This window comes from Enterococcus sp. JNUCC 77 (assembly GCF_054819945.1).
Genome location: NZ_JBTHIG010000001.1, coordinates 448,820 through 471,727 on the forward strand (window position 1 = coordinate 448,820; position 22,908 = coordinate 471,727).

The 22,908-nt window shown below is 37.2% G+C and carries 22 protein-coding genes; 21 read left to right on the top strand and 1 reads right to left on the bottom strand.

Annotation, left to right across the window (positions count from 1 at the left end; translation table 11 throughout):
* Positions 1-54: 54 nt before the first annotated feature.
* From tyrS to ACVWNY_RS02415, 14 genes are all read left to right on the top strand, one after another.
* Complete coding sequence (tyrS, locus tag ACVWNY_RS02350) at positions 55-1,317, top strand: tyrosine--tRNA ligase (RefSeq protein ID WP_218324232.1); 1,263 nt, start codon at positions 55-57, stop codon at positions 1,315-1,317.
* A 56-nt stretch (positions 1,318-1,373) separates the two neighbouring features.
* Positions 1,374-2,282 carry an AEC family transporter gene (locus tag ACVWNY_RS02355; protein WP_218324233.1) on the top strand — a complete coding sequence of 303 codons (909 nt, stop codon included), beginning with the start codon at positions 1,374-1,376 and terminating at the stop codon, positions 2,280-2,282.
* Between the two features lie 18 nt (positions 2,283-2,300).
* A complete protein-coding gene (locus ACVWNY_RS02360; protein ID WP_218324234.1) occupies positions 2,301-3,188 on the top strand; it encodes a deoxyribonuclease IV in 888 nt (295 codons plus the stop codon).
* Between the two features lie 81 nt (positions 3,189-3,269).
* Positions 3,270-3,485, top strand: a complete 216-nt coding sequence (locus ACVWNY_RS02365) for a YneF family protein (RefSeq protein WP_218324235.1) — start codon at positions 3,270-3,272, stop codon at positions 3,483-3,485.
* 125 nt (positions 3,486-3,610) lie between these two features.
* Complete coding sequence (gene trxB, locus ACVWNY_RS02370; protein ID WP_218324236.1) at positions 3,611-4,525, top strand: thioredoxin-disulfide reductase; 915 nt, start codon at positions 3,611-3,613, stop codon at positions 4,523-4,525.
* Between the two features lie 123 nt (positions 4,526-4,648).
* Positions 4,649-6,373 carry a phospho-sugar mutase gene (locus tag ACVWNY_RS02375; RefSeq protein ID WP_454071597.1) on the top strand — a complete coding sequence of 575 codons (1,725 nt, stop codon included), beginning with the start codon at positions 4,649-4,651 and terminating at the stop codon, positions 6,371-6,373.
* A gap of 12 nt (positions 6,374-6,385) precedes the next feature.
* Positions 6,386-6,673, top strand: coding sequence for an ArsR/SmtB family transcription factor (locus ACVWNY_RS02380; RefSeq protein ID WP_218324238.1), 288 nt, complete (start codon positions 6,386-6,388; stop codon positions 6,671-6,673).
* A gap of 126 nt (positions 6,674-6,799) precedes the next feature.
* Positions 6,800-8,092, top strand: coding sequence for a homoserine dehydrogenase (locus tag ACVWNY_RS02385; RefSeq protein ID WP_218324239.1), 1,293 nt, complete (start codon positions 6,800-6,802; stop codon positions 8,090-8,092).
* Positions 8,093-9,151 carry a threonine synthase gene (gene thrC, locus ACVWNY_RS02390; RefSeq protein ID WP_218324240.1) on the top strand — a complete coding sequence of 353 codons (1,059 nt, stop codon included), beginning with the start codon at positions 8,093-8,095 and terminating at the stop codon, positions 9,149-9,151.
* Positions 9,148-10,011 carry a homoserine kinase gene (gene thrB / locus ACVWNY_RS02395; protein WP_218324241.1) on the top strand — a complete coding sequence of 288 codons (864 nt, stop codon included), beginning with the start codon at positions 9,148-9,150 and terminating at the stop codon, positions 10,009-10,011. The genes thrC and thrB overlap by 4 nt, the downstream gene beginning before the upstream one ends.
* A 405-nt stretch (positions 10,012-10,416) precedes the next feature.
* Positions 10,417-14,169, top strand: a complete 3,753-nt coding sequence (locus ACVWNY_RS02400; protein WP_461211719.1) for a WxL domain-containing protein — start codon at positions 10,417-10,419, stop codon at positions 14,167-14,169.
* 21 nt (positions 14,170-14,190) lie between these two features.
* Positions 14,191-14,550, top strand: a complete 360-nt coding sequence (locus ACVWNY_RS02405) for an EF2685/EF0750 family sortase-dependent surface protein (protein ID WP_218324243.1) — start codon at positions 14,191-14,193, stop codon at positions 14,548-14,550.
* A 12-nt stretch (positions 14,551-14,562) separates the two neighbouring features.
* Complete coding sequence (locus ACVWNY_RS02410) at positions 14,563-15,210, top strand: WxL domain-containing protein (RefSeq protein ID WP_218324244.1); 648 nt, start codon at positions 14,563-14,565, stop codon at positions 15,208-15,210.
* Between the two features lie 89 nt (positions 15,211-15,299).
* Entirely contained in the window at positions 15,300-16,517 is a 1,218-nt protein-coding gene (locus ACVWNY_RS02415; RefSeq protein WP_218324245.1) for a WxLIP family cell surface protein, read from the top strand.
* A 55-nt stretch (positions 16,518-16,572) separates the two neighbouring features.
* Here the strand turns inward: ACVWNY_RS02415 and ACVWNY_RS02420 are convergent, their stop codons facing one another.
* Positions 16,573-17,427: a pyruvate, water dikinase regulatory protein gene (locus ACVWNY_RS02420; RefSeq protein ID WP_218324246.1), complete on the bottom strand. Its 855-nt coding sequence runs from the start codon at positions 17,425-17,427 to the stop codon at positions 16,573-16,575.
* A 77-nt stretch (positions 17,428-17,504) separates the two neighbouring features.
* On the opposite strand from ACVWNY_RS02420, the gene ACVWNY_RS02425 reads away from it, so the two are divergent.
* From ACVWNY_RS02425 to ACVWNY_RS02455, 7 genes are all read left to right on the top strand, one after another.
* The gene (locus tag ACVWNY_RS02425; RefSeq protein WP_218324807.1) at positions 17,505-17,936 is read left to right on the top strand and encodes a Fur family transcriptional regulator; all 432 of its coding nucleotides are present in this window, start codon (positions 17,505-17,507) and stop codon (positions 17,934-17,936) included.
* Positions 17,937-18,065: 129 nt separating this feature from the next.
* Positions 18,066-18,242, top strand: coding sequence for a 30S ribosomal protein S21 (rpsU, locus tag ACVWNY_RS02430; protein WP_002356740.1), 177 nt, complete (start codon positions 18,066-18,068; stop codon positions 18,240-18,242).
* A gap of 21 nt (positions 18,243-18,263) precedes the next feature.
* Complete coding sequence (locus tag ACVWNY_RS02435; RefSeq protein WP_218324247.1) at positions 18,264-18,707, top strand: GatB/YqeY domain-containing protein; 444 nt, start codon at positions 18,264-18,266, stop codon at positions 18,705-18,707.
* 202 nt (positions 18,708-18,909) lie between these two features.
* On the top strand, positions 18,910-19,830 hold the full coding sequence (locus ACVWNY_RS02440) for a PhoH family protein (protein ID WP_218324808.1): 921 nt from the start codon (positions 18,910-18,912) through the stop codon (positions 19,828-19,830).
* A 14-nt stretch (positions 19,831-19,844) separates the two neighbouring features.
* Positions 19,845-22,040 carry an HD family phosphohydrolase gene (locus tag ACVWNY_RS02445; RefSeq protein ID WP_218324248.1) on the top strand — a complete coding sequence of 732 codons (2,196 nt, stop codon included), beginning with the start codon at positions 19,845-19,847 and terminating at the stop codon, positions 22,038-22,040.
* Positions 22,040-22,519, top strand: a complete 480-nt coding sequence (gene ybeY, locus ACVWNY_RS02450) for an rRNA maturation RNase YbeY (RefSeq protein WP_218324249.1) — start codon at positions 22,040-22,042, stop codon at positions 22,517-22,519. The genes ACVWNY_RS02445 and ybeY overlap by 1 nt, the downstream gene beginning before the upstream one ends.
* Positions 22,503-22,898 carry a diacylglycerol kinase family protein gene (locus tag ACVWNY_RS02455; protein ID WP_218324809.1) on the top strand — a complete coding sequence of 132 codons (396 nt, stop codon included), beginning with the start codon at positions 22,503-22,505 and terminating at the stop codon, positions 22,896-22,898. Before ybeY ends, ACVWNY_RS02455 begins: the two co-directional genes overlap by 17 nt.
* Positions 22,899-22,908 lie beyond the last annotated feature (10 nt).

Sequence of the window (22,908 nt, forward strand, 5' to 3'; positions counted from 1 at the left end):
GCGTTTTTTTTCAGTTAAGATGGGTGATATACCATATTTTAGGAGGAAAATGAGATGCATTCGGACTTTTTTCAAGAATTAAAAAACCGCGGATTAGTCTACCAAGTAACAGACGAAGAAGCTTTAGAAAAACAATTAAATGAAGAGTCTGTCAAATTATATATCGGATTTGACCCAACGGCTGACAGTTTACATATTGGACATTTGTTACCAATTCTAACGTTGCGTCGTTTCCAACAAAATGGTCATGTGCCAATTGCCTTAGTTGGTGGCGGGACAGGCATGATTGGTGATCCATCATTTAAAGATGCGGAACGTCAATTGAACACATTAGACACAGTTAAAAATTGGTCAGAAAGTATTAAAAACCAGCTTTCTGGCATTATTGATTTTGAAAATAAAGAAAACCCCGCGATTGTGGCGAACAACTATACTTGGTTGAGCGAACTTTCAATGATTGACTTTTTACGGGATATTGGTAAAAACTTTACGATTAATTACATGATGAGTAAAGAAAGTGTGAAGCGCCGGATTGAAACGGGGATTTCTTATACTGAATTTGCTTACCAATTGTTACAAGCTTATGATTTCCAACAATTATATGAACGTTACGGTTGTCTATTACAACTAGGTGGTAGCGATCAGTGGGGCAATATTACTTCAGGAATAGAATTAATCCGCCGTGAAAAAGGTGTTCAAGCTTTTGGTATTACGATGCCGTTAATTACTAAAGCAGACGGCACGAAATTTGGTAAAACAGAAGGAAACGCAGTCTGGTTGGATCCAGAAAAAACTTCTCCATATGAATTTTACCAATTTTGGATTAATACTGATGACCGTGATGCTGTGAAATTCTTAAAATATTTCACATTCTTAAGCTTAGCAGAAATTTCTGAGATTGAAGCTGAATTTGCTAAAGCACCAGAACAACGTTTGGCACAGAAACGTTTAGCTGAGGAAGTAGTTACGATCGTTCACGGAAAAGAAGCTTACCAACAAGCGGTTCGTATTTCAGAGGCATTGTTTTCTGGCGATGTGAAAAATCTAGCCGCTGAAGAAATCCAACAAGCCTTTAAAGACGTGCCAAGTTATCAAGTTAAGGGCGAAGATGATTTGAATCTAGTAGAAATCTTAATTACAGCTGGCATTGAAAACTCAAAACGTCAAGCCCGTGAAGATATTACTAATGGTGCCATCTATCTGAATGGGGAACGGATACAAGATACGGCTTACACATTATCTGATGCTGATAAATTAGCTGGTGGCTATACAGTCGTTCGTCGTGGTAAGAAAAAGTATTTTGTTTTAGAATTTTAAAAATGGGGCGAGGCAACAGTCTCGCCTTTTTTGTGTGAATTAGCGAGGAGAAGAAAATGGGTACAATTTTAATTAATTCTTTTGGATTATTTGTAATTATCTTTTTTGGTTTTTTAGTTAAAAGAGTCGGTCTGCTATCAAAAGTAGACGGAGATACTTTATCCAGAATCATCATCAATGTTACCTTACCCGCAGCTGTGCTGGTAAACTTACAAAAATTAACCGTCCATGTCAATTTATTGTTTTTGATATTGGCAGGTTTTTTACTAAATCTATTGATGGTGGTAGTTGGCAATTTATTATCGAAAAAACAAACCACTACTGAACGGGAATTTATCATGTATTGCGGCTCAGGTTACAATATTGGTAATTTTGCTTTGCCTTTTCTGCAAAGTTTTTTGCCACAAGCGATTCCGTTTCTTTCTTTTTTTGATATTGGTAATTCCATTATGCTAGCCGGAGGTACGAATGTTGCTGTTGATAATTTAGTTGGCGATGAAAGAGAAAAACCTAATTTATTTTCGATTGTTAAGCGATTAGGGACGTCGGTTCCTTTTATGTGTTACTTGGTGATGTTCATTCTGCGGAGTTTTTCCATTGATTTACCGGCGAGCTTTTTTCAAATTATGCAACCAATTGCTAACGCCAATGCCTTTTTATCGATGTTTGTGATTGGCTTGTATCTAGAATTACGTCTGCCAAAAAAAGATTTTTCGGTCGTTGTTCGTTTATTAAGTATCAAATATTTTTTCGGAATTATTATTGCGGTGATTTTTTTCTTATTACCTTTGCCTAATTTAGTAAAAGTTGTGTTGTGTCTAGTTTCTGTTGGCCCCATTCCCATGTTTGGTGTTGTGAATAGTGCGAAAGCCGGCATGCCACAAGAAGTAATTGGTTTTAGTTCTAGCTTAAGTTTTTTAATTAGTTTGCCCCTCATGACAGCTATGTTACTATTTATGTTATAAAAGAAATTGGAGGAAATTATGTTAATAGGATCTCATGTTGGAATGAAAGGCAAAGAAATGTTGTTGGGCTCTGCTAAAGAAGCGGCTAGTTATGGTGCCACAACATTTATGATTTATAGTGGCGCGCCGCAAAATACCAAAAGAAAACCAGTTGAGGAGATGAATATTCCTGCTGGTGAAGCTTATATGAAGGAACACGGTCTTAGTAATATTGTGATGCACGCTCCCTACATTATTAATTTAGGGAATACGACCAAACCAGAAATGTTTCCTTTTGCCGTACAATTTTTAAGAGAAGAAATTATGCGTGCAGAAGCCTTAGGTGCGACTCAAATAACTTTACATCCTGGTGCTCACGTAGGTGCAGGTGAAAAAGCTGCGATGGATCAAATTATAAAAGGGTTAAATGAAGTCCTAACCAAAGATCAAAAGGCTCAAATCGCTTTAGAAACAATGGCTGGTAAAGGAACCGAAGTTGGTAAAACTTTTGAAGAATTGGCTTATATGATTGATGGCGTGACATTAAATGAAAAATTGTCAGTCACTTTCGACACTTGTCATACCAATGATGCCGGCTACAATGTCAAGGAAGACTTTGATGGTGTGATGGCGGATTTTGATCGAATTATCGGTTTAGATCGTTTAAAAGTCTTACACATTAATGATTCAAAAAATCCGATTGGTGCTCACAAAGATCGTCATGCCAATATTGGTCACGGCACAATCGGTTTTGAAGCACTTAATAAAATTGTCCATGATGAACGTTTTAGCCATGTCTCAAAAATTTTGGAAACACCTTATGTTGGTCCAGATAAAAAGACTGCTTATGCACCATATGGCAAAGAGATTGCGATGTTCAGAGCAGGTACTTTTGATCCAACTGCTTTTCCTGAATTAGAAGCATAGAAGTTTTAAAAAATAAACTTTTCTTTTACAGAGAAGTCTAGTAAAATATGATGGGAATGTTACCAGAAAGGAGCGGTGAACATGAGTGTCGGGATGATCGTATTATTTATTGTGATCGGAATTGCCATTGGGGCAGTCGGCGGGTTCTTCTTAGCTCGTAAATATATGATGGATTATTTCAAAAAAAATCCACCAATTAACGAAGATATGCTACGTCAAATGATGATGTCTATGGGCCAAAAACCATCTGAGAAAAAGATTCGTCAAATGATGCAACAAATGAAAAATCAACAATAAGGATTCATGAGAGCAATCTTAAGAGGTTGCTCTTTTTTATCGTTAACTTACTAATCTTTAGTAAGCAAATTAATCGACAGAAAATGATTATGGATGTATTGTAAGAACAAACGGAGGGAAAACAAATGTATGATGTAATCGTAATCGGTGCCGGTCCTGCAGGGATGACCGCTGCCTTATATGCTTCCCGTTCTAATTTGAAAGTATTATTGTTGGAACGTGGTGCCCCTGGCGGACAAATGAATAATACAGCTGAAGTGGAAAATTATCCTGGTTTCGAATCAATCATGGGACCAGAATTATCACAAAAAATGTTTGACAGCGTCGAAAAATTTGGGACAGAAAATGCTTATGGCATTGTGCAAGATATTAAAGATTTAGGCACACATAAAGAAGTCATTACTGAAGACCAAACCTTCGAAGCGAAAACAGTTGTCATTGCAACTGGATGTAACCATCGTAAACTAGGTGTGCCAGGTGAAGAAGAATATGCTGGTCGCGGTGTCTCTTATTGTGCCGTGTGTGACGGTGCCTTTTTCCGTAACAAACGATTAATCGTTGTTGGTGGTGGTGATTCTGCAGTTGAAGAAGCGATTTATTTAACTAATTTTGCTGCTGAAGTAGTTGTTGTTCATCGTCGTGACCAATTACGGGCGCAAAAAATTATTCAAGACCGCGCTTTTGCCAATGAAAAAATGTCTTTCATTTGGGATAGTGTTGTTGAAGAAATTCATGGTAATGATATGGCTGTTACAGGAGTCCAAATTAAAAATCTAAAAACTGGCGAAGTGACTGAAGAAGCAGCTGGTGGAATCTTTATTTATGTTGGTTTAGAACCATTAACTGAACCATTTATCAATAGTGGTATTACCAATCCAGCAGGCTGGGTAGAAACCGATACTGAAATGAAAACAAGTATTCCTGGTGTCTTTGCTATTGGTGATGTGCGTAACAAAGATTTGCGTCAAATTACAACTGCTGTTGGTGAAGGCGGTATTGCTGGTCAACAAGTCTATAAATATATTGAAGAAAATGCCTAATAATCTAAAGCAAGATGAACTTTTTTGAGTTTTTCTTGCTTTTTTTTGCTGGACTTTGGCTTTGCGTAGAATAACGACAATGGTATACTTATTAAGAATAAAAATTAAAAAGAGGTGCAAGATATGTCTTGGGAAAAAGTTTACGAACAATGGGCCGATTCTGATAAATTAGATGATACCTTAAAAAAACAATTGGCAGATTTAGCGAACGATCAGGCAATGAAAAAAGACGCTTTTTATAAACCTTTAGAATTTGGAACTGCCGGAATGCGGGGAATTATTGGACCTGGTATTAATCGGATGAATATTTTTACGGTACGACAAGCAACAGAAGGCTTAGCACGTTTCATGGATACACAAGATTTGGCAACTAAAAAACGCGGGGTAGCAATCGCCTACGATTCTCGTCACATGTCACCAGAATTTGCAATGGAGGCAGCAAAAACATTAGCTAAACATGATATTCCATCTTTTGTTTTTGAAAGCTTACGGCCAACACCAGAATTGTCATACGCGGTTCGTTTTGAAGAAGCTTTTGCGGGGATTATGATTACTGCATCCCACAACCCTGCCGCTTATAACGGCTACAAAATCTACGGCGAAGATGGTGGTCAAATGCCACCTGAGCACGCGGATGCTTTAACAGCTTTTGTGCGCCAAGTAGAAAATCCTTTGGAAGTTGAAATTCTATCTGAAGAAGCAGCGAAACAGGCTGATTTAATCCATATCATCGGTGAAGAAATCGACACCGCTTATTTAAAAGAAATGAAAACTGTCACGATCAATCAAGAGCTAATCAATGAAATGGGCGAAGAACTAAAACTAGTTTATACACCATTACACGGTACTGGTGGCATGTTAGGTGAGAAAGCTTTACAACAAGCCGGCTTTAAATCTTATATGTTAGTGCCAGAACAAGCTATTGCTGATCCAGATTTCTCAACTGTGAAGTCACCAAATCCAGAAGAGCCAGGCGCTTTTGAATACGCTATGAAGTTGGGTGAAAAAGAAGATGCTGATTTATTGATTGCCACCGATCCAGATGCCGATCGATTAGGTGCAGCAGTTCGTTTACCAGATGGCAGTTATCAAGTGTTAACTGGAAATCAAATTGGTGCAATATTGATTCGCTATATATTACAAGCCCATCAAGATGCAGGAACCTTAGCTAAAAATGCCGCTGTTTTAAAATCAATTGTTTCTAGTGAGCTACCGACTGCAATCGCTAAAAGCTACGGCGCAGAAATGATTAGTGTCTTAACTGGTTTCAAATTTATCGCTGAAAAAATTCAACAATATGAAGATGATGGTTCTCATACCTTTATGTTTGGCTTTGAAGAAAGCTATGGCTATTTGATCAAACCATTCGTACGAGATAAAGATGCGATTCAAGCATTGATTTTATTAGCAGAAGTAGCAGCTTATTATAAAAAAGCTGGTAAGACTTTATATGATGGTTTACAAGATATCTTAGCTGAATATGGCTATTTTGCTGAAAAAACAATTTCTATTACTTTGGATGGGGAAGCTGGAGCTGCAAAAATTGAAGAAATTTTAGGTAATTTACGCCAAGAAGCGCCTAAAGATTTTGCTGGTATAAATGTTGTCTTAACCGAAGATTTCTTAAAAAGAGAAACAACAGACGAAAGTGGTAAAATAAGTCCGATCGAAATGCCACCATCAAATGTTTTAAAATATGTTTTAGCAGATGAAACTTGGATCGCCATCCGTCCTTCAGGGACAGAACCAAAAATTAAGTTTTATATCGGCGTGAAAGGTGAAAGCCAAGCTGATGCAGTCAATAAGCTTGAAACTTTTGAAACAGCTATTAAACAATTGACTGAATAAAGGAGCTACAAGATGAAGGAACATGAAGAAATTTTAACCGTCAGCCGCTTTTATAAAGTACTAAGTGATCCCACTCGTCTAAAAATATTGATGTTTTTGAAAGATGGCGAACGCAATGTTTCTTCTATTTCAGAAAAATTAGCCATGGAACAAAGCGCAGTCTCTCATCAACTAAAATTATTACGGGATAACCGACTAGTTAAAGCGCGCCGCGATGGTAAAGCCATGCTGTATAGTCTAGATGATCATCATGTCCTAGATATTTTAGATCAAACTTTCCAACATATTTTACATCAATAATTCAACTAGTGATTTCCGATTTTATTTGGAAAATCACTAGTTTTTTTTGTTAGATTTCGCTATACTGAAAGTTAAACATTAGAAAACGATGAAATAAAATTAACATTTTAATGATGGAGGGACATTATGGCAGAACCAATCAAGATTGGCTTACTAGGTATGGGGGTTGTCGGCACAGGCGTCTTAGAGAATTTGGCTGAAAACCAAGAGAAATTAACCAACCAAATCGGGCGCTCCTTAACGGTGACGAAAGCTTTCGTCCGCCCTTCCAAAGAAAAAGAAAGACTAGCTGAAAAATTTGATTTAACTTTGGTTTATGAGGTTGAAGAAATTTTACAAGATTCAGAAATAGCTATTGTCATTGAGACGATGGGAACCATTGAGCCTGCGAAAGCTTACATTTCGGCTAGTTTAAAAGCTGGCAAGCATGTTGTAACTGCTAATAAAGATTTATTGGCGACACATGGCACCGAATTAATTGAATTAGCAGCAGAAAATCAAGTCAATCTTTATTATGAAGCTAGTGTTGCGGGTGGGATTCCGATTTTACGTACTTTAGCCACTAGTTTTGCTGGAGACAATATTTCAAAAGTTTTAGGAATCGTCAATGGCACCACTAATTTTATGCTGACGAAAATGGTTCAAGAACAACGAACCTATCAAGATACATTGGATGAAGCAACTGCTTTAGGTTTTGCTGAAAGTGATCCTACTAATGATGTTGATGGAATAGATGCGGCTTACAAGATGGTCATTTTAAGTAAATTTGCTTTTGGCATGACGATTACGATGGATCAGATGACGATTCGTGGCATTCGTGGATTATCGGCTGAAGATGTTGCAGTTGCTGGAAAACTAGGCTATGCAGTAAAACTAATCGGTTCAGCAATTAAAATTAACGACAGCATCCATACTGAAGTCGGACCGGTTTTAGTACCGAAAAATCATCCACTGGCAGCTGTTCAAAACGAGTATAATGCTGTTTTTGTAGAAAGTTCCGGTATCGGTGAGTCAATGTATTATGGTCCCGGAGCTGGTGGACGGCCGACTGGCACAAGTATCGTAGCGGACCTTGCAGCAATTGCTCAAGAAATAGAAAACGGTACTACAGGAAGACCATTTAGTCCGTATCAGCAAGAATTAAAATTGACTCCGAAAGATCAAATCATTAATTCTTATTTCTTCTCTTTAGAAATGCCGGATCATTCAGGTCAATTTTTAAAGTTGGCTGAAATTTTTACTAAACTAGATGCTGGATTCGAACAAGTCTCTCAAGCTAAAGGTGATGGTGAAAAAGCTAGAGTAGTGATTATTACTCATCCTATATCAGAAACAACGTATGCCGAAATTCAAAATCAAATCCAATTAAAAACCAAATTCAAATTTATCTCGTCAATGAAAGTTATGGAGGAAAAATAAATGTATCAAGGCCTATTAGAACAATATAAAGCGTATCTACCAATCACTGAAAACACACCAATGATTTCTCTAGCAGAAGGAAATACACCACTGATTCCTTTACCAAATTTATCCAAAGAATTAGGCATTACCTTATATGGAAAGTATGAAGGATTAAATCCAACTGGCTCATTTAAAGATCGTGGGATGGTGATGGCAGTGGCAAAAGCGGTAGAAGATGGCGCCAAAGCAATTATTTGTGCCTCTACTGGAAATACTTCGGCAGCAGCTGCGGCTTATGCGACTAGAGCGGGAATTAAAGCCTATGTGGTGATTCCAGATGGAAAAATTGCCATGGGAAAATTAGCCCAAGCAATTATGTATGGCGCTGACATTATTTCGATTCCAGGTAATTTTGATGAGGCTTTAAAAGCTGTACGTGACATCGCCAAAACTGAAGCAGTGGCACTAGTAAACTCAGTCAATCCTTATCGTTTAGAGGGACAAAAAACTGCTGCCTTTGAAATATGTGAACAATTAGAAAAAGCACCAGATGTTTTAGCGATTCCGGTGGGAAATGCTGGAAATATTTCAGCTTACTGGAAAGGCTTTAAGGAATGGCATGAAGTTAAAGGAACAGCTCTACCAAGAATGCATGGATTTGAAGCAGAAGGTGCAGCTGCGATTGTGCGCAATGAAGTAATTGAACAACCAGAAACAGTCGCGACAGCTATCCGTATCGGAAATCCTGCCAGCTGGAAATTAGCAGAAGCAGCCCGCGACGAATCAAACGGTTTTATCGATGCGGTAACTGATGAAGAAATTTTAAATGCTTATCGAAAAATTGCTGCCCAAGATGGTGTATTTGTAGAACCAGGTTCAGCAGCTTCTTTAGCCGGTGTCATTCAACATGTTAAAAATGGACGTATTAAACCAGGCGAAACAGTTGTATCGATCTTCACTGGTAATGGCTTAAAAGATCCAGATACTGCAATTAATGAATCAAATGTGAATATTTCAAAAATGAGTGATCTAGAAGATATGCGTAATCATTTGCGGGAAGGCGTGGCAAAGCTATGAGAATTCGTGTGCCTGCAACTAGTGCTAATTTAGGACCAGGCTTCGATTCTTGTGGCTTGGCAGTCTCGCTTTATTTAGAGATTGAAGTCGGTGCAGAAAGTTTGGACTGGGAGATTGAACATAATCTTACAGCTGAAATTCCCACTAATAAAAAAAATTTATTGATTCAAACAGCATTAAGATTGGCACCAAATTTAACGCCTCATAAGATAAAAATGATTTCTAATATTCCAGTTGCTAGAGGATTAGGTTCCAGTTCTTCGGTGATTGTTGCAGGAATTGAGTTGGCGAATCGATTGGGTAATTTAGGTTTAACACAAGAAAGAAAAATAGAGATAGCAACAAAAATCGAAGGCCATCCTGACAATGTTGCGCCAGCAATTTGCGGAGGATTTGTGGTTGCTAGCTATATTGATGAAAAAGTCAGCTATGTGAAGCATCATTTTCCTGACTGTGATATAATCGCGGTGATTCCTGAAACGCAATTGCTGACTAGCAGCAGCCGCGGCGTTCTACCTGAAGAAATGCTTTATGGTGAAGCAGTAAAAGCCAGCGCTATCAGTAATGTCATGATTGCTGCAATTTTGAATGGCAATCTATCATTAGCGGGAAAAATGATGGAAAAAGATCTATTTCATGAAATTCATCGTAAAAATTTAATTCCAAATTTTGCTGAAGTTCGCAAAACTGCCAAAATAAATGATGGCTATGGTAGTTTTTTAAGTGGTGCCGGTCCAACTGTATTAATTTTAAGTCCCTATGATAAAACCAAACAAATTGTAAAACAATTAATGAAAATAAAATCAACTAGTAAAATAGAAGTTTTGGCGATTGAACAAGAAGGCGTACAAGTTTTTTAAATAAGATGTATTTCAGCTCTAATAATTAGTAGGGAGACTACTAATTATTAGAGCTTTTTTTGATAAAAATATTTATTATTCTTTTTTTAGATATAAAATAAAATTAAATAATTATAAAATAAAAAAGATGGTATAAATATCACTTGAATAAATAAAAAATATCCATTTTTAAAAATAAAAAAGCAAATATAATTATAAAATAAGTTATTTTTGGAAAAAAATTGACTTTTTATTGTTAATTAAATAGAATGATTGTAAGGATATTATAATTATTTTTGAATAAACATTTAATATAACGCTTTTTTCAAATACATATTTTTAAATATTTATTTATATAAAGTTATTTTTAACACTTGATTTTGTGTAGTTAGTAACAAGTGAAAAAGAAAAGGGGGTGTGTAATCTTTGAAGGGGCATTTTGGGAAAAGGAAAGTAAAACACACAAAAAAATTGAAACTATTGGTAACGATTTGTTTGATATCTAGTACACTCGCACCAATTTTTCCTGGACTTACTTTTATTGAGGCAAAAGCAGCTGTCGGAGAATCTTCGCTGCAAACAATCAGAAGTAACATTGTAGAAAATGAATTACCAAGCATTACAAAATCAAATGAAACAGTCAAAGAAAAAGAACCAGCAAGGGGAGTCACTTCTTTAGTACCAGAAAATGTGGAACCTGAAAAAAAAGTTGATAGTTCCGCTGATCTGACTCAGGCGGCGGAGAGTAAAATCACGATTGTTGATACAGGGATAATTTTAAAAAATGATGGGACATATATTCTAACAGATTCGCCAGAAATGTATTATGAAGATCCATCGCAATTTCCTATATCCGGAGAAATCAAAGGAGAGGGAGAATATGATGAAAACACAATTATCGAATTTACGAATAGCAACTCATACTTAGAAAATAGAATTTATTCTGAGCCACGAACAGGTGATGGAAATAATAAAGTGCAACAAATTATCAGAACTGAAGGAACACAAAGTAATTTAACTATTTGTCGAAACTCAACACTAGATGTAACGACAACTTTAGATTATGGCATTTATGTGGACCACTTAAATATTGGTGAACCAACGGAACTTGTTAGATTGCCTGTAACTTTAAACGTTAATGCTAATCAGATTGGTATATATACACCTGCAGGAATTACGAATTATACAGGGAGTGCTACAGCAAGGGCTACTAAAGCAGGAATTAGTGTTGTGGATGATCTGGCGCCTGATCGGGAAGAATATGTAGAAGTTAACACATTTGTAGAAAATATGGATTTGGGTGCATTTGGCGAGGCGCAGCCATCTTATGAGGGTCGTTTTGATACAAGTATGACTGCCACAGCAACTGATCCTGATAGTACAGGTGCATTATTAAAATTTGTGAATTTAAAAGGTGCTACTTTAAATGCCACTGGAGAAAAATACGGTCTTTTTGATGGTGGTATAACAGTTTTAGATACAGCAAATGACGATTACGCATCACCATCTCCTACTTACATTTCCAATATTTCAGGAACAAGTACTGATGGGATTGGCTTTTTTTCGTTTATGGATTTTCGGAATGATGCGGGAATAGTTACTGGAAAAACAACTAACGGAATAGGACTTGAGGCATATAATATTACTATGACGGATCAAAATGAGACAGGGAATGCTCCTGAAGTCAACGGCATGACGGGGACTGGTTTTGGTATCTTGACACGAACTTATGATTCTTATAGTGATAGTCTATCTATCGGAAGCATTAATGTGACAAGTGGAAAAATTAACGGTCATACACAGGATGGTACAGGGATTATGTCTAGTATTAGCGGACAGTTATTTAATCTTGCTGATATTGAAGTTTCTGGAACGGCCACAATAGGGCAAGGAATCATTGGTAGTCAACTCACTTTATCTAATCAAGTACAATCAGGTGCACCGAAACTTGATTTTACTGCTACTTCAAATGGTAGTTCTACAGCGACAATGTCAATGGTAAAAAAAATTTTAGCAACTCAAAGTCAAGAGTCTGGCATAAGTCTTGATAAATTTCCAAGTTCAGTAGGGGTAGTTGCTCTTGAAGGATTGGAGGTCGATTCTCAAGGGGGAATGGGCTTTGATACTAATTTTACTGCAACTGCGCCAATTAATGAAGATAATTCTTATGGTGTGTACAGTCCAGAAGGATCTGAATCGGGAGTAAACATCCAAGGAATAAAATATACCAATATTGTAATTGCTGGTGATATCGGTATGCAGACCGGAGCTTTATCTATGGGACGCTCAGATGAAACAAGTGATGCAAGTCCAGTTTTCTCGGTTGATGTAGATGGTCGTACGGCGGGTATCAATGCTCCCCGATTTATAATTTCTTTTAATGGATATAATAGCACTAGCGAAGACATGCAGATAAATATCGAAGCATCTGAAGGAAACGGCATTAACGTACCATATGGATTACAGTGGGATATAATGACATACGATCAAAAATGGCGTTTACCTGTTAATATCACAGCAACTGATACGGGGATTTCTGCACCAGATCCTGCTGCTTCTGGAAGTGCCTCCTATTATCAGTCAGGGATTAATATTTTTAATGTTGGTTTAGTGATTGACAATGCTCGTTTGGGTTTTTCTGCGATCAAACAGGAAAATTATAGTTTGCGTGATTCTACAATTAAGATTAATAGTTCTGAGGATGGGCTAGTATTTGATGAAGAAGGCGGAAGTGGTTATGGATATGGATCTATAGAAAATACAACAGTGGACATTGATAGTGGTACTTATGGGTTGAAATTAAATCAACTATATAATATTAATTTTTCTAGTTATGTAGACGGAGGCACGACAGCAACGGATAACCCAATTAAAGTTACTGCAGACCAATATCCGATTTGGGTTAGTGGTAGCGAGATGGTAAATATCAGTAACGACTCAGGTAACCATGAAGAAACGGGAGATCCTCTAGGAAATACATTTTCTTTTATTGCGACCTCGCGTAATTTAGTACCAGATAAAGCTGATTATCCAGCGCTTTATGTTGAAAACTATAATGTTGAGATGAACAATAACGAAGGGGTTCAATTCATTGAAAACTACCAAACAGCCGTCTCACAGCCTTTCAACACTACTCCGAGTTCTCCATATAAAACTACGAATCCTTTCAATGTTGAAAAATATGGAAACTATCAATGGTCTGCAACGAGAACTGATACAGGTGGAGATGTAGTAATTGATGAAAGTCAAATTGCTAATAATCAACTTTCAACTAACGATATTTCATATACGGAAGCTAAATTAACTGCAAGTCGTGAAAAATATCTTACTGACGAAAGAATCTTTAATGCGGATGTTTCTGGAGATGATAAAAAAATCCTCCATCAAATCAACATGATTGTTCGCCGTGAAGAACAATATAAAGTAACTTATGACGGTAACGGTGCAGATGGTGGAGATGTTCCAACTGATAGTAATCTTTATTCTGAAAATGATTCAGTAAATGTCGCATCACAAGGGAACTTAACGCTAACGGATCACACCTTTGTTGGCTGGCTGAATAGTGCCGATGGTCAGGTTTATCAAAATCCGCAAATTGCTAGCTCACCGACGACTTATAAAATGGGAAAATCAGATGTGACGTTCACTGCACAGTGGCGTTCGAATAGTGTTGTCGAAGAGTTATCTTTAATCGATGGAAAGATACCGAGTCATTTAAACTTTGGCACTCATGAGATTCAATACGACACGGATAAAACTTTTTATGCGACAGATGATGGAACAAATACTGAAAATGGTTCAGCCAACAATTTGACAACCGGTGAAATAGGTATGCTAGATACTCGATTGGGAACGGAAGGTTGGAGTTTAACAGTTAAGCAATTGGCTCAGTTTAAGACAAGTACTAATCAAGAATTATCTTCAGCTGAATTAGGTTTTAAAGTAGGACCATTAGATACAAGTCAAAGTACAGGAGGTATTCCGAGCGGTGTCGATGATGAAGAGATCACTCTAATTCCCGGCAATGCAACAGAATTATTGCGAGCTTCCAATGGACAGGGAAAAGGAACAGTGACACTGCCAATCGAACGCTTCACGTTAAAAATTCCAAAGACGGGTGCAAAGCATGTAGGACAAAGCACCACAGAAGTAGAGTGGTTATTGTCAAATGTGCCATAGACAGAGGAGAGGGGAAAAACAATGAAAAAGTGTTTAATTAAATTTTTTTCCAGTCTGTTCTTAAGTATCTTGATACTTTTGAGCATGGCCTCTGCTGGGTTTGGGGCACAAACGGTAGATAATGAGGGAAATGGTTCAAATGCACAAGTTGGTTTTTATGAAAAATCTGATCCCCCGCCTACTGAAAGCTCCACGTCCGAACAAAACAGATCAACTGTACCATCAACCGGTGGGACTAAACCTAATGGTCGTCTACCTCAAACCGGTATGTTGATTAAATGGTCATTGGTGGGTTTGGGAATTGGTGTAGTGATATTTTGTATGATGATTTACCTAACAAAGCTAGTAAAACATTTAATGTTTTATTATAAAAAAAATTAAGGAGAGAAGATTATGAAGAAAAAAGCATTAGGATACGTATTGAGTATTATTGGTTTATCAGCAGTATGTGTTACAGCGGGGTTACAGAGTGTAGAAGCGGTTCAAACAAAAACTACTAAAGGAGAAGTTACTTACACTGACGGGACCTTAGATTTGGATGATAGTGATGCTGCTTTGCCAGATAATTTATTGTTTGGTTCTCATGAAATTCAATATGATGCAGACAAAGTTTACTATGCCACTGATGATGGCACAGATAATGAGAATGGTTCAGCTTCTAATATCACGACTGGTAAAGTTATTGTAACGGATAATCGTAGTAGTGCAACAAATGGTTGGGTTGTAAAAGTTCAACAAGCTGAACAATTTAAATTAGGAACAGATGAGCTAAATGGTGCAGTATTATCAACTTACGGTAATCCTAGAGCATTAACTAATATCACTGGTTCCAATGATTTTGATCCAATTGAAAATAAACTAGAATTAGTACCAGGATCAGATAGAACAGTTTTAAATGCAGTGACTTCTGATAGTGCAAAAGGAACAACTGAACTAGATCTAACTCAGTTTACTTTGGAAGTTCCTAAAGAAGCATCTAAAGCTGTCGGAAAGTATGAATCTACTATCAATTGGACAGTTACAGCAGCTCCAGCTCCATAAGATTATTTAAAAGAATAGCTCAAACATTTTCTTAAAGTTAATGTTTGAGCTTTTTTATAGCAAAGTTAAATGAGAAGTGAGGGAAGAAGATGAAATTCAAAAAGTTAGTTACTGTACTATGTAGTCTTTTTTTTATAACTAGTGCCTTTTTTTTCGTGGAGCAAGTGGAAGCAGCAGGTGGACTACGATTTAGTGTGAAACCTAATATTCCAGATAATCAACATAATAAAGAGGTTACTTATTATGATTTAATGATGTCGCCAGGTCAATCACAGGAAATCACCGTTACTTTAAGAAATACTTCAGACAGTGATGTTACAGTAGTTCCTAAAATTAATTCTGCAATGACCAATTCTGGTGGGGTAGTTGAATACTCTAATTTTGAAAATAAAGAACGAATTTACGACGATAGCTTGAAATATAATATAGAAGACATAGTGAAATTAAATGAAGAGACTGTCACTTTAGCGCCAGAAGAAGAGCGAGAATTAGCGATGACGATTACGATGCCCGCGGAAGAATATGATGGTGTAATCGCCGGTGGTATTTATTTAAGTCAACAAGATGATTCTACTAATGAAGAAGCTTCCGGAACAAATATTAAAAATTTATTTGGCTATGAAATTGCCATCTTATTACGAAATAATGAAACAATAGTTACGCCAGAAGTTGTTTTTGACGGCGCTGTAGCCAACCAACAAAATGTAAGAAATGCGATTTCTTTAAAAGTTCGGAATACTTCAGCTACATACATTAATAAAGCTCATTACAAAGCTGAACTTAAGCGAGAAGGATCGGATGAAGTGATCGTTGAAACGGATCAGGAGAATATGCAGTTTGCGCCAAATACTATTTTTGATTTGTTCTTGCCGATGGATGGCCGACGTTTTGAAGCAGGAGATTATGTTTTAACTGGTTCGGTTACATCAGGAGAGAATGAATGGCCTATCGAAGAAAGCTTTACTATCACTCGCGAGGAAGCGGATAAGTTTAATGAGGCCGATCCAGATGTGGAACCAGAAGATTACACGATGGTGATTATTTTAGGGGTCTTAGTAGCAATTTTTGCTTTAGCAGCAATTTTCTTAATCCGTAAGAATAAACAACAAAAAGCCAAATTAAAAGCTTTAGAAGAAAGTCAGAATACTCCTGATAGTCTGAAACAAATCACAGAAGAACAATCAGTAGCTAGTGAATCAACTAGCGAAACAAGTAATGAAAACAATGAAGTAGAAAATAAAGTAGCTGATACATCGTCAGTTGAAAAAACCGAAGAAACTAAGACTGAGGATGAACCAAAAGATTAAACAAAAAAGCTAGTGAATCGAGAAAAATATCTCAGATTCACTGGCTTTATTTTTATCAGGCTTTTTCTTCTTCGGTAAAGAAATAACTGTGATCCTCTAAATCTAGGGCACTCATGATCATTGCTGCGGTTTCTTCGATTGAAAGAGTCGCGACATTGATGATGACACAACCTAGCTTTTGATATAGGTCATTAGCGAAGTCTAGTTCGGCTTGGATCTTAGAAGCGTCTGAGTAGGCTGTCTCGGGGTTTAAACCGTAGGCCCGCATCCGTTCTTTGCGGATACCGATTAAAACTTCTGGATCATTTGTTAAACCGACAATTTTTTTCGGATCAATTTCCCAAAGTTGTTTAGGAATATGCGCTTGTGGAATCAACGGCAAATTGGCGACTTTTAAGTTTTTATTTGCTAAATACAAACTTAAAGGCGTCTTTGATGTACGAGAAACACCAAGTAAAACGACATCGGCCTCTAAAAAGCCTTTAGGATCTTTTCCATCATCATATTTTACAGCAAATTCCATTGCCTTGATCCGTTTGAAATAATTTTCATTCAAATGATGTAAGGCACCACGTTCACCAGTGGGATCAACATGTGCTCGGCGAGAAATCTCATCTACCGCAGGATGAAGGACATCTAGCTGGAAAATACCTTCACGTTCACAAAAATCACGGGCAAGCTGTGAAAGATGTGGGTCAATAATGGTATGAAAAACCATACCATCCTCGCTTTTTGCATCATTTAAAGCTTTATTTAACATTTCTTCGGTATTAATAAAAGTACGGCGGAATAAACAAAATTCAGTCGTTGGAAATTGCGCCATAGACGCTTGTGCCAATTTTGAAGCAGTTTCGCCGGCTGAATCTGACAGAATAAAAATTGAAACTAAATCGGGGTTTTGATTCTCCATGTTTGATAACTCCTTGCATTGATAGTAATTTTATTATACCATATTTTTAATCAGAATGATTACACTTTGATGGAGGGATACCTGTGGCAACACTTTTAGAAAAAGCATTGGTGACGGTAAAAGATAATGGCTTTAAATATACAAAAAAAAGAGAGACCCTAATTGATTTTTTAATTAAAAATAATCGTTATGTGGCGGCTAAAGAAGTTTATGACTATATGAATGATTTATTTCCAGGTTTAAGTTATGACACAGTCTATCGTAATCTAAGGGAGTTTTGTGAGATCGGAATTATTGAAGATACCGAACTTCATGGAGAAATGAAATTCCGTTTTAGCTGTAATGAAGATTTTGGCCATCATCATCATTTTATTTGTAATGTTTGTGGGAAAACAGAAGAAATTCATATGTGTCCGATGGATTTCTTTAAAGAACAATTAAATGGTTGTGAGATTGAAGGACACCGTTTTGAATTATATGGACGCTGTCCAGATTGTCAACGAAAATAAAAAAACGCAAGACAACTTGACTGTTATTTGACCTTTAGCTATAATATCAGATGGACAGTCTAGTTTTTGGAATTTTAATTTCAAATACAAAAACGGTTACTTTTAAAGCTCGGAGGGAGGGAATTAAATATGTCAAAAACAGTGGTTCGTAAAAATGAATCCCTTGACGATGCTCTTCGTCGCTTCAAACGTTCCGTATCAAAAGCTGGGACTTTGCAGGAATCTCGTAAACGTGAGTTTTATGAAAAACCAAGCGTGAAACGTAAGAAAAAATCAGAAGCAGCTAGAAAACGTAAAAAATTCTAGTTAGCAAATGGAGTGATTCAGATGTCACTACTTACGACTTTGAACGATGACATGAAAACAGCGATGCGAGCAAAAGATAAAGAGTCTTTGCAAGTGATTCGAATGTTGAAAGCGTCAGTTCAAAATGAGCAAATCAAACTAGGTCGTGATTTAAATGAAGACGAAGAATTAACGGTTTTATCTCGTGAGATGAAACAACGGCGTGATTCTTTAGCTGAATTTGAAAAAGCTGACCGTCAAGATTTAGTTGACAAGGTAAAAAAAGAAATGGTGATTGTCGAAAAGTATTCACCAGCACAACTTTCTAACGAAGAAATTACAGAAATTGTGAAGGCGGCAATTGCAAAAACAGGCGCAACATCAGCTAAAGAATTTGGTAAGGTGATGGGTGTGGTGATGCCGCAAGTCAAAGGCAAAGCCGATGGTAATGCAGTTAACGCCATCGTCAAAGAACTGTTACAATAAGATTAGTAAGCCATCGTTTAGTCGGTGGCTTTTTTGTTACTTTACATAGCAGCGCAAGATAAGAAATTAGCCCTGAAAATTTTGCTTTTAAGGGTGATGTGGTATGATAAGATGAACAAAAAAACGAGGAGATGAAGGATTTTTGGTAAACAACGATTTTGAGTCGTTAGAGATAAAATTAGATGCTAAAGACGATGTGAGTATGCTGTTAGGTGCTCACGATAAACATATTAAATTTTTAGAAGAAAATACTGGAACGACGATTAACACTCGCGGAGAAACGATTCAGGTCATCGGCGAGTCAGAAGAAGCCAAGTTAGTTGTGGAAATTATTCGGGCGTTGCAAGTCTTGATTGATCGTGGCATCAAGATTACGACACCTGATATTATGTCTGCTTTACGATTGGCAAGAGAACAACATCTGGATGAATTTATTCAAATGTATGAACAAGAAATTTTAAAGGATCGCAATGGTCAACCAATCCGACCAAAAAATATCGGTCAGAGTCGTTACATTGCAGCCGTCAACAAGTCTGACGTTGTCTTTGGTGTTGGACCGGCCGGAACAGGAAAAACTTATTTAGCGATCGTTATGGCGATTGCGGCTTTGAAAAAAGGTGAAGTCCAGAGAATTATTTTAACTCGTCCAGCGGTGGAAGCCGGGGAAAGCTTGGGATTTTTACCAGGTGATTTAAAGGAAAAAGTCGATCCATATTTACGACCAATGTACGATGCGTTACACCAAATTTTTGGTTTAGAACATACCAATCGTTTGATGGAACGCGGTGTGATTGAAATAGCACCGTTAGCTTACATGCGGGGGCGAACTTTAGATGATGCCTTTGTAATTTTAGACGAAGCACAAAATACAACGATTGCGCAAATGAAAATGTTTTTAACTAGACTAGGTTTTAATTCTAAAATGATTGTCAATGGTGATACTAGCCAAGTCGATCTACCTAAAGGTCAATTGAGTGGATTAATTCATGCAGAAAGAACATTAAAAGGCATAAAAAAAATTCGCTTTGTTAATTTTGAGTCTAGCGACGTTGTTCGGCACCCTGTAGTTGCTGAAATTATTGAAGCTTACGAAAAAGAAAGCTTGAAACGTACCAACGAATAGATTGGAGGAAATCTATGTTTAACCAGCCAATCAATCAATTACGCAAAAAGCTAGGAAAATACTTCATTCCATTGATTTTATTCGTCTTTGGTTTGATTTTATTTTTGACGCTCTTTAGTAGTGTGAAGCAAAAGGGCGTAAACTACCAAGAGGGTCAAGTAGCGACTGAAAGTGTTCGAGCAAATAAAACGATTGAGAACACGACTGAGACAAAACAGCGTAGAAAATTAGCGGCTGAGGCAGTTACGCCTGAATATACCTACCAAGCAGATACAGCGGATACTCAGCACGATAGAATCAGTCAGCTGATCGATTTGATTGTTAAAACAAATAATGAAATTGATAAAAGCTATCAAGATAAGGTTGCTGATGCAGATAGCGGTGAAGTCATTTCTCAGCCCACTGTGGATGAACGTGTTGCCGCCGTTAAAAAAAGCTTCGAAACTCTAGATCAAGATACTGTGAATTTTTATCAACAGTTGCCTAATGATTTTTATAGTGATGCGGTGCAATTGTCATCAAGTCAATTAGAAGCAGTGAAAACGGAAAGTTTGGCTTTAATCGATGAACAAATGGAAAAAAGGATTCGTGAAACGGATTTAAGTGATGATAAACAATTGGCGTTGGATAAGATTGATATGACCAATCACACAGAAGTCCAAGTCCAAGTCATTCGTTATTTGATTGAAGATGGCATCGTCATCAATGATGTATTAAATGAAACAAGAACAGCAGAATTAAAAAGACAGGCGCGACAATCAGTTCAACCGGTCATGATTTATCAAGGGGAAGTAGTTGTCCGCGAGGGCAGTCAGATTGATGCAACTGCTTTAAATAAATTGGATTTACTAGGAATGACCAATTCAACTGGTTCAATCTTTCCGTTAGTAGCGATGATTTGTGCTGTATTATTACAATTATTGTTGTTGTATTTTTATTCTCATCAAATCGAAGGGAATTTTCAACGAGTTCGCTTTATCTTGTTTTATGCAGCTAGTTTGAGTGTCGGTATTTTGCTGATGAAATTCCTACAGATTTTCCAAAGTAGTAATACCAGTACGCTGTCTTTATTTTTCCCAGCAGCGTTTGTGCCATTGATTCTTACAGTCTTTGTAAATCGACGAGCAGGAGCCTTGGCAGCAGTCTTTCAAACTATCTTTGCCTTGTTTGTTTTTTATAGCGCGATTGGAACCAATAATTTAACGATTATATTAATGAGTTATCTATTTGCTGGAACATTGGCGATTATGGTGAAACAAAAACGCATTGCCGATCAAGCAAAACAAGCATTGCTTTGGGTTGTGCTATTTCCGGTTTTATGGACAATTGTGTTGAATATTTATCAAGGCTTGTCGGCTTTTGACAGTCGAACATGGACCACATTAATTAGTTCGTTTGCCGGCTCAATGTTTTCGATTCTTTTGGGCATGGGATTACAGCCGTATATTGAATTATTAGTGACAGATAGCAGTGTCATTACCTTGAATGAGTTAAGTAATCCGAACAATCCTTTATTAAAAAGATTGTTAGAAGAGGCACCGGGAACGTATCATCATTCAATGATGGTCGCGAATCTAAGTGCCAACGCCGTTGCTGAAATTGGCGGCCGCAGTTTGTTAACACGAGTGGCTTGTTATTACCATGATATTGGTAAGATACGTCATGCTAATTTCTTCGTGGAAAATCTGCCGCCAGGTGCAGAAAATCCTCATAATTTCTTATTACCAGAAGACAGTAAGCAAATTATATTTGGTCATGTAACTGAAGGTGCAGAAATTTTAGAAGAATATAAGATGCCACAAATGGTGATTGATATTTGCTGGCAACATCATGGTACAACGTTAATGAAATACTTTTATGTGAAAGCCAAAGAACGTAACCCAGAAATAACAGAAGCTGATTTTCGTTATCCGGGACCAAAACCGCAAACCCGCGAAGCTGGTGTCGTTAATATTGCCGATAGCTGTGAAGCTGCCGTTCGAGCGATGGACCAGCCTAGCTTTGATAAAATTAAAATTTTTGTTCATGACTTAATTGAAGAAAGAATCTCAGATGGCCAATTAGATGAATCGGGACTAACACTACAAGAAATTCGGATTGTTGAAAAGTCGCTAGTGTCTAGTTTGAGCTCAACCTTCCATTCTCGGATTAAATATCCTAAGATGAAGTCTGAAGCAGAGAAAATGAAAGAAGAACAAGGAGCAGAATAATGGAGATTACTTTTATTGATGAAACAGGCGAAGTGACACCTGAAAAAATCAAAGAAATCGACGAATTGTTGCAATTTGCTGCTGATTTTTTGAAATTGCCTAAAGATACCGAAATGTCAGTAACTTTTATGGATAATGCGGCGATTCAAGTGATCAATCGTGACTACCGTGGAAAAGATGCGCCGACTGATGTCATAAGCTTTGCCTTGGAAGAAGAAGGCGAAGGGGAAATTGCCGTCATCATGAATGATGAAGAGTTGGCAGAGATGCCGCGAGAATTAGGCGATATCATGATTTCCACAGAAAGAGCCCGTGAGCAAGCGGAAGAATATGGTCATAGTTTTGATCGTGAAATTGGTTTTTTGGCGCTCCATGGCTTCCTACACATTAATGGATATGACCACATGACACCTGAAGACGAAAAAGAAATGTTTGGTTTACAGAAAGAGATTTTGGATGCCTATGGACTCAAAAGATAAGAACGTAAAAAAAAATAAACACTTCATTAATTCACTGGAGTTTGCGCTAGTTGGTATTCGAACTGTGTTTGAAGAAGAACGTAATATGCGTAAACATGTCCTATTTGGTGTTTTGGTTTTTATTGCCAGCTTCTTGTTTCGTTTATCCCATCAAGAATGGCTTTGGATTATATTAGCGGTTTTCATTGTTTGGATTGTAGAAATCATCAATACTATTTTTGAAAATGTCGTCGATATGGTGACTGACTTTCATTTTCATCCAATCGGAAAGAAAATTAAGGATATGGCGGCAGGCGCTGTGTTAGTTACATCATTATTTGCCGCATTGATTGGTGCGATGATCTTTATTCCCAAAATCTGGGCACTATTATTTAGTTAAGAAAGGAACA

What these genes read in the sequence shown, in the direction of transcription:
- ACVWNY_RS02375 (WP_454071597.1), top strand. Translation starts at nt 4,649, where the DNA reads ATGTCTTGGGAAAAAGTTTACGAACAATGGGCCGATTCTGATAAATTA.
- rpsU (WP_002356740.1), top strand. Translation starts at nt 18,066, where the DNA reads ATGTCAAAAACAGTGGTTCGTAAAAATGAATCCCTTGACGATGCTCTT.
- thrC (WP_218324240.1), top strand. Translation starts at nt 8,093, where the DNA reads ATGTATCAAGGCCTATTAGAACAATATAAAGCGTATCTACCAATCACT.
- ACVWNY_RS02355 (WP_218324233.1), top strand. Translation starts at nt 1,374, where the DNA reads ATGGGTACAATTTTAATTAATTCTTTTGGATTATTTGTAATTATCTTT.
- ACVWNY_RS02405 (WP_218324243.1), top strand. Translation starts at nt 14,191, where the DNA reads ATGAAAAAGTGTTTAATTAAATTTTTTTCCAGTCTGTTCTTAAGTATC.
- ybeY (WP_218324249.1), top strand. Translation starts at nt 22,040, where the DNA reads ATGGAGATTACTTTTATTGATGAAACAGGCGAAGTGACACCTGAAAAA.
- ACVWNY_RS02380 (WP_218324238.1), top strand. Translation starts at nt 6,386, where the DNA reads ATGAAGGAACATGAAGAAATTTTAACCGTCAGCCGCTTTTATAAAGTA.
- ACVWNY_RS02385 (WP_218324239.1), top strand. Translation starts at nt 6,800, where the DNA reads ATGGCAGAACCAATCAAGATTGGCTTACTAGGTATGGGGGTTGTCGGC.
- ACVWNY_RS02365 (WP_218324235.1), top strand. Translation starts at nt 3,270, where the DNA reads ATGAGTGTCGGGATGATCGTATTATTTATTGTGATCGGAATTGCCATT.
- ACVWNY_RS02445 (WP_218324248.1), top strand. Translation starts at nt 19,845, where the DNA reads ATGTTTAACCAGCCAATCAATCAATTACGCAAAAAGCTAGGAAAATAC.
- ACVWNY_RS02410 (WP_218324244.1), top strand. Translation starts at nt 14,563, where the DNA reads ATGAAGAAAAAAGCATTAGGATACGTATTGAGTATTATTGGTTTATCA.
- trxB (WP_218324236.1), top strand. Translation starts at nt 3,611, where the DNA reads ATGTATGATGTAATCGTAATCGGTGCCGGTCCTGCAGGGATGACCGCT.
- ACVWNY_RS02455 (WP_218324809.1), top strand. Translation starts at nt 22,503, where the DNA reads ATGGACTCAAAAGATAAGAACGTAAAAAAAAATAAACACTTCATTAAT.
- ACVWNY_RS02415 (WP_218324245.1), top strand. Translation starts at nt 15,300, where the DNA reads ATGAAATTCAAAAAGTTAGTTACTGTACTATGTAGTCTTTTTTTTATA.
- ACVWNY_RS02420 (WP_218324246.1), bottom strand. Translation starts at nt 17,427, where the DNA reads ATGGAGAATCAAAACCCCGATTTAGTTTCAATTTTTATTCTGTCAGAT.
- ACVWNY_RS02435 (WP_218324247.1), top strand. Translation starts at nt 18,264, where the DNA reads ATGTCACTACTTACGACTTTGAACGATGACATGAAAACAGCGATGCGA.
- tyrS (WP_218324232.1), top strand. Translation starts at nt 55, where the DNA reads ATGCATTCGGACTTTTTTCAAGAATTAAAAAACCGCGGATTAGTCTAC.
- ACVWNY_RS02440 (WP_218324808.1), top strand. Translation starts at nt 18,910, where the DNA reads ATGCTGTTAGGTGCTCACGATAAACATATTAAATTTTTAGAAGAAAAT.
- thrB (WP_218324241.1), top strand. Translation starts at nt 9,148, where the DNA reads ATGAGAATTCGTGTGCCTGCAACTAGTGCTAATTTAGGACCAGGCTTC.
- ACVWNY_RS02360 (WP_218324234.1), top strand. Translation starts at nt 2,301, where the DNA reads ATGTTAATAGGATCTCATGTTGGAATGAAAGGCAAAGAAATGTTGTTG.